General features: G+C 74.3%; 5 protein-coding genes. 2 read left to right on the top strand and 3 right to left on the bottom strand.

Features of this window, described 5'->3' with window-relative positions; genetic code table 11:
- Window positions 1-42: 42 nt before the first annotated feature.
- Complete coding sequence (gene trmB, locus GUY61_RS31585) at window positions 43-939, bottom strand: tRNA (guanosine(46)-N7)-methyltransferase TrmB (protein ID WP_166633670.1); 897 nt, start codon at window positions 937-939, stop codon at window positions 43-45.
- A 109-nt stretch (window positions 940-1,048) separates the two neighbouring features.
- Between trmB and GUY61_RS31590 the strand changes: the two genes are divergently transcribed.
- Window positions 1,049-1,429, top strand: a complete 381-nt coding sequence (locus GUY61_RS31590) for a signal peptidase I (RefSeq protein ID WP_166633671.1) — start codon at window positions 1,049-1,051, stop codon at window positions 1,427-1,429.
- A 254-nt stretch (window positions 1,430-1,683) separates the two neighbouring features.
- Here the strand turns inward: GUY61_RS31590 and lhgO are convergent, their stop codons facing one another.
- The gene (gene lhgO, locus GUY61_RS31595; protein WP_313896962.1) at window positions 1,684-2,910 is read right to left on the bottom strand and encodes an L-2-hydroxyglutarate oxidase; all 1,227 of its coding nucleotides are present in this window, start codon (window positions 2,908-2,910) and stop codon (window positions 1,684-1,686) included.
- A 58-nt stretch (window positions 2,911-2,968) separates the two neighbouring features.
- The gene (locus tag GUY61_RS31600; RefSeq protein WP_166633672.1) at window positions 2,969-4,408 is read right to left on the bottom strand and encodes an MFS transporter; all 1,440 of its coding nucleotides are present in this window, start codon (window positions 4,406-4,408) and stop codon (window positions 2,969-2,971) included.
- A 723-nt stretch (window positions 4,409-5,131) separates the two neighbouring features.
- Here GUY61_RS31600 and GUY61_RS31605 point away from each other — a divergent pair.
- Window positions 5,132-7,290 (top strand): asparagine synthase-related protein (locus GUY61_RS31605; RefSeq protein ID WP_166633673.1); only part of this gene is annotated, 2,159 nt, incomplete at its 3' end.

Genomic DNA, 7,290 nt, shown 5'->3' on the forward strand with positions numbered 1-7,290 from the left:
GGGGGTGAGTACGGGGACGGGGACTGGTACACCCGATCGACCCTAACGAGACGCCCTTCTCACGAACAGCAGATCGCGGACGACGTGACCTTTGTCCAGTCCCTGGCCCTCGAAACGGGTCAGCGGCCGGAACGCCGGGCGGTCGGCGAAGCCGCCGTCGGGCCTGGTGTTCTCGAAGTCCGGGTGGGCGGTGAGGACTTCAAGCATCTGATCGGCGTACGGCTCCCAGTCTGTGGCGCAGTGCAGCAGCGCGCCCGGCCTCATCCGGCTCGCGGCGAGCGTCAGGAACTCGGGCTGGACGAGGCGGCGCTTGTGGTGCCGCTTCTTGGGCCACGGGTCGGGGAAGTAGACGCGGACACCGGCCAGGGCCTCCGGTTCGATCATCTCTCGCAGGAGGATGATCGCGTCGCCGTTGGCGACCCGGATGTTGGACAGTCCGTTCCGCTCCGCGAGACCCAGCAGATTGCCCTGCCCGGGGGTGTGCACGTCGACGGCGAGAATCCCCGTGCCGGGGTCGTCGGCGGCCATCTGCGCGGTCGCCTCGCCCATCCCGAACCCGATCTCCAGCACGACGGGCAGTCCGCAGAACATCTCGTCCAGGTCCAGCTTCCGCCGCCCGTCGATGTCCAGGCCCCAGCGTGGCCACAGCCTGGTGAGCGCGTCCGCCTGCCCGGTGGTGACCCGGCTCCGGCGCGGCTGGAAGCTGCGGATCCGCCGTTCGTGGTGCGACCCCGCGGGATCGGGCGCCGGCCCCTCGGGAAACCGCGGCGCGCCCTTGGGGCGCCGCGCCTGCGGGGCGCCGGCCGGGCGCGCGGGCACGGCGCTCCCGGGCACCGTGCCGCCGGCGGGGCCGGTTCCGGCGACGGCCGATGCGGCCGATACGGCGGACTGGGCGGACTGGGCGGGCACCGGGCTCGTGACGGGCGAGGCGGCGTTCATGGGTTCGGACACAATGCCCCGATTCTACGGGGGCCGGCGGCCGCCCGTGAGGCCGCGCGGCGCCGGGGCACGGCCGGGCCGTGCCCCGGCCCTGTTAACGTCCGGGAACGTGAACGACAGCGTGTACGTGGGCAACGCCGGCAGGGACGCGGCACTGGACCGGGGATGGATACTCGGGCACTTCAAGACCGCCGGCGACCCCCGCCACAGCGAGGACGTGGAGATCAAGTGGGGCGTCCACCCGCCCGGTGACGAGCGGAAGCAGTGGGTGAGGGGCGAGGAGCGGACGGCGCTCCTGATACTCGTCAGCGGTCGTTTCCGGGTCGAGCTGCCCGGCCGCAGCGTGCTGCTGGAGCAGCAGGGCGACTACGTCGTGTGGGGACGCGGTGTCGACCACTCCTGGGTCGCCGAGGAGGAGTCGGTAGTCCTGACGGTCCGGTGGCCGTCGGTGCCCGGCTACGCGGTGCCCAGGGAAGCCCTGGACGGCTAGTGCCGCGTCGGCCGAGGTTCGCCCCGTCGCGACGCCCTGCACGGCACTCCCCCGCAGCCCTCCGGGCGCGGGAGGTACCCCCACGCTGCGTTGGCCGAAAGCCCGAGCAGGCCCACTACGAGGGCTTCCGGCCGCCTTGCGATGCTCCCCCTGCCTCCGGCGGGAGGTGCCCCCGGCACCGGACGCCGCTCCTCAGCGGGCAAACCCCGACCGACGCGGCACTAGCAGGACGGGCACGGTGCGGGCACGGCCCTTCAGGCCAGGGTCTCCAGCACCCGCCGCGCGATCTCCCGGCCGATCGGGAGCGAGGCCGTCGCCGCCGGGGAGGGGGCGTTCAGCACATGGACGGTCCGCGGGCCCTCCTTGATCAGGAAGTCGTCGACGAGGGTGCCGTCGCGCAGCACTGCCTGCGCCCGGACGCCCGCGGGGGCCGGGGTGAGATCCGCCTCGGCCACGGCGGGCACCAGTCGGCGCACGGCCTCGGCGAAGGCACGGCGGGACAGGGAGCGGTGGAGCTCCCCGGCGCCGTAGCGCCAGTGCCGGGCGGCCATCCGCCACACACCGGGCCACGCCGCGGTGGCGCCCATGTCGCCGAGCCGCACCGTCCCCCGGGAGTAGCCCTCGCGGGCGAGCGCGGGGACCGCGTTCGGGCCGACGTGGACGGAGCCGTCGACGCCGCGTGTGAGGTGGACGCCGAGGAAGGGGAACGCCGGGTCGGGCACCGGATAGACCAGGTTGCGGACCAGTTCGGGGCGGGCCAGCGTGAAGTACTCACCGCGGAAGGGCATGATCCGCACGCCCGGTTCGTCGTTCGCCAGCCGGGCGACCCGGTCGCCGTGCAGACCGGCGCAGTTCACCAGCGTCCGGCCCCGGAAGACCTCCCCGGAGGCCGTGCGGACGGCCACCTGCCAGGGACGGCGCCCGATCGCCCGTACCTCCTGGCCGTAGCGGACCGCGGCGCCCGCCTCCTCGGCCAGGCCGGCGAGCCGCCGCGCGACGGCCCCGAAGTCGCAGATGCCCGTCGTTCCCACGTGGATGGCGGCCAGGCCCCGTACCGACGGCTCGTACTCCGCGATCTGCGAGGCGCCCAGCTCCCGCACCGGGATGCCGTTCTCCCGGCCGCGCTGGACCAGGGCGTGCAGCCGGGGCAGCTCGGCGCGCCGGGTGGCGACGATCAGCTTGCCGGTGACCTCGTGCGGCACGTCGTTCTCGGCGCAGAACTTCACCATCTCCGCCGCGCCCTGCACGGCGAAGCGGGCCTTGAGCGAGCCCGGGCGGTAGTAGATCCCGCTGTGGATCACTCCGCTGTTGCGGCCCGTCTGGTGCCGGGCGGGGCCGTTCTCCTTCTCCAGGACGAGGACGCGGGTGCCCGGTGCCTCGCGCGTCAGGGCGTACGCCGTCGACAGGCCGACGATCCCGCCGCCGATCACCAGCACATCGCAGTCGTACGTCAACGCCTCACCATCCAGTACCGCACGCACTCAGTCACTGCACGTACTGAAGATGATGCACCGTGCCGCCCGCTCTTACGCCAGTGGCCTATGCCGGGGTCACCAGGAGCGGCCGTGCCCGCTCCCGCAGCTCGGCCACCTGCGGGTCCCCGCTGTACGGCTCGAGGCGGTGCAGCAGGTCGCGTACGTACTCCGTCGTACGCGCGGAGGAGATACGGCCCGCCACCTCCACCGCCCGCGCCCCGGCCGCGCACGCCGCGTCCAGGTTCCCGGACTCCAGTTCGGCGACTGCGGACACGACGAGGCGCAGCCCGTGCGAGCGGACGAACTCCTCGGTGGGCCGCGACAGGGCCTGCTCGGTGAAGCGGCGGACCTGGCGCGGCGCGTTCAGGTCGCGGTAGCACTCGGCGGCGTCGGCGGCGAAACGGTCGTACGAGTAGAAGCCGAGCCAGCTCGGGTCGCTGTCTCCGGGGCGGGACCGCTCCAGCCAGCCCTCGGCGGAGCGCAGGGCCGCACCCGCCGCCTGGGAGTCGCCGGCCTTGGCGTGGGCCCGGGCCTCGACGAGGCGGAAGAAGGACATCGTGCGGGCGGTGGCCAGGCCCCGGTTGCGTTCCAGGGCGGCCTGGGCGAGGTCGACGCCCTCGTCGGCGAAGCCGCGGTAGGTGGCCTGCAGTGACATGGAGGCGAGGACGTAGCCGCCGAGCGGCACGTCGGCGGCGGCGCGGGCCAGGCGCAGGGCCTGGATGTAATACCGCTGGGCGGCCTCCTGCTGGCCCGTGTCGAAGGCCATCCACCCGGCGAGCCTCGTCAGTTCGGCGGTGGCCCCGAACAGGGAACGCCCCACCTCGTCGCTGTACGTTCCGAGGAGGAGCGGCGCGGCGTCCACCCTTAAGCACTCCGGGACCATCGACGAACGCCAGTCGCCGCCGCCGTACTTGGAGTCCCAGCGGCGGGCGTCCTCTGCGGCCTCGCGCAGCTTGGTGACATCGCTGTGCCCGACGCGCTGCGGGGTGACGTCGGAGGGCACCTCGCCGTTCCCGGCGTCCTTCGCGTTCCGGGCGACGGAGGCGTCGGCCGGGGTGATCAGCCAGCGGGACGCGGGAGTTGCGTATGCGCTCACCGCGAAGGAGCCCGCGAGGGACTGCCAGATGCCGCCGCCGCCGGCCCGGCGCCCGGCCAGATCCAGCCGGTACAGCTCGGTCGCGGACTTGACGGCCTCGCTGACCGTGCGCGGGAACGCCAGGCCCACCTCGGGCGCCGGATCGGCATCGGCGAGGCCGATCTCGTGCAGCGGGACCGGGCGGCCGAGTTTCTGCCCGATCGCCGCGGCTATCAGGTGCGGGGCGGCTCCCTGCGGAACCATCCCCTTGGAGACCCAGCGGGCCACCGACGTCTTGTCGTAACGAAGGGTCAGACCGCGCTGGGCGCCGAGGTCGTTGACCCGGCGTGCCAGGCCGGCGTTGCTGATGCCCGCGAGGGCGAGAACGGTGCCGAGCTTTTCGTTCGGCCCGCGTTGCTCTCTCGACATTGCGCCACCCCTGACCACCCCGACGGCTGCCGTGGCATAAACGCCCGGCATTCGTGAACCCAGCGTAGTTCGCCGCATCCCGACCGTTAAGAGGCACAGTTCCGTATGGCGAGATTGTTGTCCGTTCAGGAGGTTGGCGATCAGCCGCCGGCCCCGCCCCGGGCACGTGGAGTAGGCGCTTCGGCACCCTGTGCTCCGGGTGTGTGGCCGTGCGCCCGTCCTGCGACCTGGCCCGTCCCGGCGGGAGAGCGCTTCCATGGGTGGTGCGTGGGTCGGCCCGCTGTACCTGGATCCAGTGGGCTGGGGGACACCGCCGCCTCAATCCCCGCGGGCGGCGGACCGGTCCGGGAGGCGGCCAGCGCCTCCCGGATCGCGGGAATCCCGGAACCGCGCGTGGCGGGGTGTGCACGGCCCGTATCGAGCCGGGCCGTTCGCAGATTGGCCGAATGCCGACCGTAGTGCGCCGGTTCAGCCAGCGCTCATTCAGGTCGTTTTCGGGGGCGTGTTTGCCGGCGCACTCATGACCGCCGGCCCGCCGTCGGCGCACCGGCGATCACCGCCCGGTCCGTTGGCGGCACGCCGCCGCGGGGCGCGTACAACGCGCCCGTACCGCGCCGCGCTTCGCGCCGCGCACTCCCCGTAGACCCTCCTGCGCGCCCGTGTCGTGGCAGCATGTTCCGTGAAGGACCCGGGCTTTGTTGTCCACAGGCTGTGGAGGCGGCGATGCGGTGGTTGGTGGGGTGGAGCAGTGCCGCCGCGGGAGGAGCGGCGGCCGAGGGCCGCACCGTCCAGCCCATAGGCGCCCAACTCCTGTGGGGAGAACCCGATCCGCTGTGGGCGGTCGGTGACTGGCGGCCCGACGAGGTCCGCGTCGTGAGGGTGGACGAGCTCACCCGCCTTGCCGTGCTGGGCTGTTGCGGTGCCTCCGACGAGGAGCTGCGTGTCGGGCTGCTCGCGGCGCGCGGGGGCGCACTGCGGCACCTGACCGCATGGCCGGGCAGCTACACGGCCGTGGCCCAGGTCGGCCGCCGCATCACGGTCGCGGGCGACCTCGCGGGCGCACGGCCGGTCTTCCACTGCGCCTGGGCGGGAGGGACCGCCTACGCCACCGCGGCGCTGCCGCTCGCCGACCTCATCGAGGCACAGCTCGACGTCACCCACCTCACCGCGCTGCTGGCCTGCCCCGACGCTCCCGAGGCCCTGCGCGACGGCACGCCCTACGTCGGTGTCCGCCGCATTCCACCAGGTCACGCGCTGATCCTGCGTGACGGATCCCGCGAGATCACCTCCTACGAACAGGCCGCTTCGCTGGCCGTCGCCGCGCCCGAGGTCGACGCGGAACGCGCGGTCGAGGGCGTGAGGGACGCACTGATCGAAGCCGTACGGGCCAGGCTCACGGCACCCAGGCACGCCCCGGAACGGCTGGAACCCGATCCCGGACCGGTCCCCGGAATGGGCCCCGCCGACCGGCGGGCGGCCCGTGGCGCACCCGCCCCCGGCATCGGCGCGGACCTCTCGGGCGGCTCCGCCTCGGCCACCCTGGCCCTCCTCGCGGCGGGCCTGCCCGGTGTCCCCGGGACGATCCTGGGCCACGGCACGGGCGCGGGCGAACGGCTCCTCGCCGTCACCTTCAACGACCTCGCCGGCCGGGGCGGGGACCGTGAGGCCGAGCTGGAGCGGGCCAGGGCCATCGCCTCCAACCCGCGGCTGCACCACGTCGTCGTGGCCGCCGGGGAGGAGGCGCTGCCCTACGCCGAACTGGAGGGCCCGCTGACCGACGAACCGGGCCCGTCACTGATCGAGGCGGGCCGCCACCGCCGCAGACTCGTCGCGGGCAGCGCGGACCACCTCGTGGGCCACGGCGCCCGTCAGGTCCTCGACGCCCACCCGGCGCGCCTGGCCGACCTCCTGATGGACCGCCGCCGGCGCCATCTGCTGCGGCCCGTGGCGGCTCTCGCGAGGGCCGACGGTCCCTCCGCGCAGTCCCTGTTCGTGCCGCTCACCGTGTACCGGGCGGCGCGGCGGCTCGCCCGTACGCCCTACCGGGCGGGCGTGGAGGACGCGGCCGGGCGGCTCATGGACGGGCGCTTCGACGACCTCGCGGGCGTGAACGGGTCGGCGGGCGTCGGAGCGGTCGACGCCTCGCTGGCCGCGCTCGCATGGTCCAGGCCCGGGCCCGCGGCCCGCTGGCTGACGGGCGAGGCCCTGGCTGAAGTATCGGTTCGCCTGACGGAGTCGGCGAACCGGCCGGGACCACTGCAGCGACCCGGAGAACTGCGCGCCCGCGCCGCGCTCGCCCGGGCGGCGGCCGACCACCGGGTGCTGGAACAGGCCGCCGAGGTCCGCAGCCAGCGCCTGCACAGCCCCTTCTTCGACAACCAGGTCGTCCGCGCGGCCCGCGCCCTGCCCGAATCCCTGCGCGTCCAGCCCGGTGCCCGCGCCTCCATCCTCCGCTCCGTCCTCGCGGGGGCGGGCATCCGCGAGCTGCCGCCCGGCTGGGGCACCCCCTCCCACGCCGCCCATGCCGCCGCCGCACGGGCCGGGCTGCGCACCGGCATCGGCGAACTCGTGGCCCTCTTCGACGCGCCGCTCCTCGCCGACGCGGGCATCGTCGAGGCCCGCGTCGTGCGCAAGGCCCTGCGCGGCGCCTCCGAGGGCGAGCCCCTGCCCCTCGACGGCCTCGCCGAACTCGTCTCCACGGAGCTCTGGCTCCGCCGGCTCCTCGCCCGGCGCGGCTCCTGCTGGACGGGCACCTCAACCCCGCGCCAGCGCGCGGTCGCCGGGCCGCGCTCCAGGACTTCCTGCGCGGACTCGACCTGGACGAGGACACCCGGCGCCGCATCGACATCAACCCGCTGCGCGTCCTCGACGACAAGCGGCCC

This window comes from Streptomyces sp. GC420 (assembly GCF_009916105.1).
Lineage (GTDB): Bacteria > Actinomycetota > Actinomycetes > Streptomycetales > Streptomycetaceae > Streptomyces.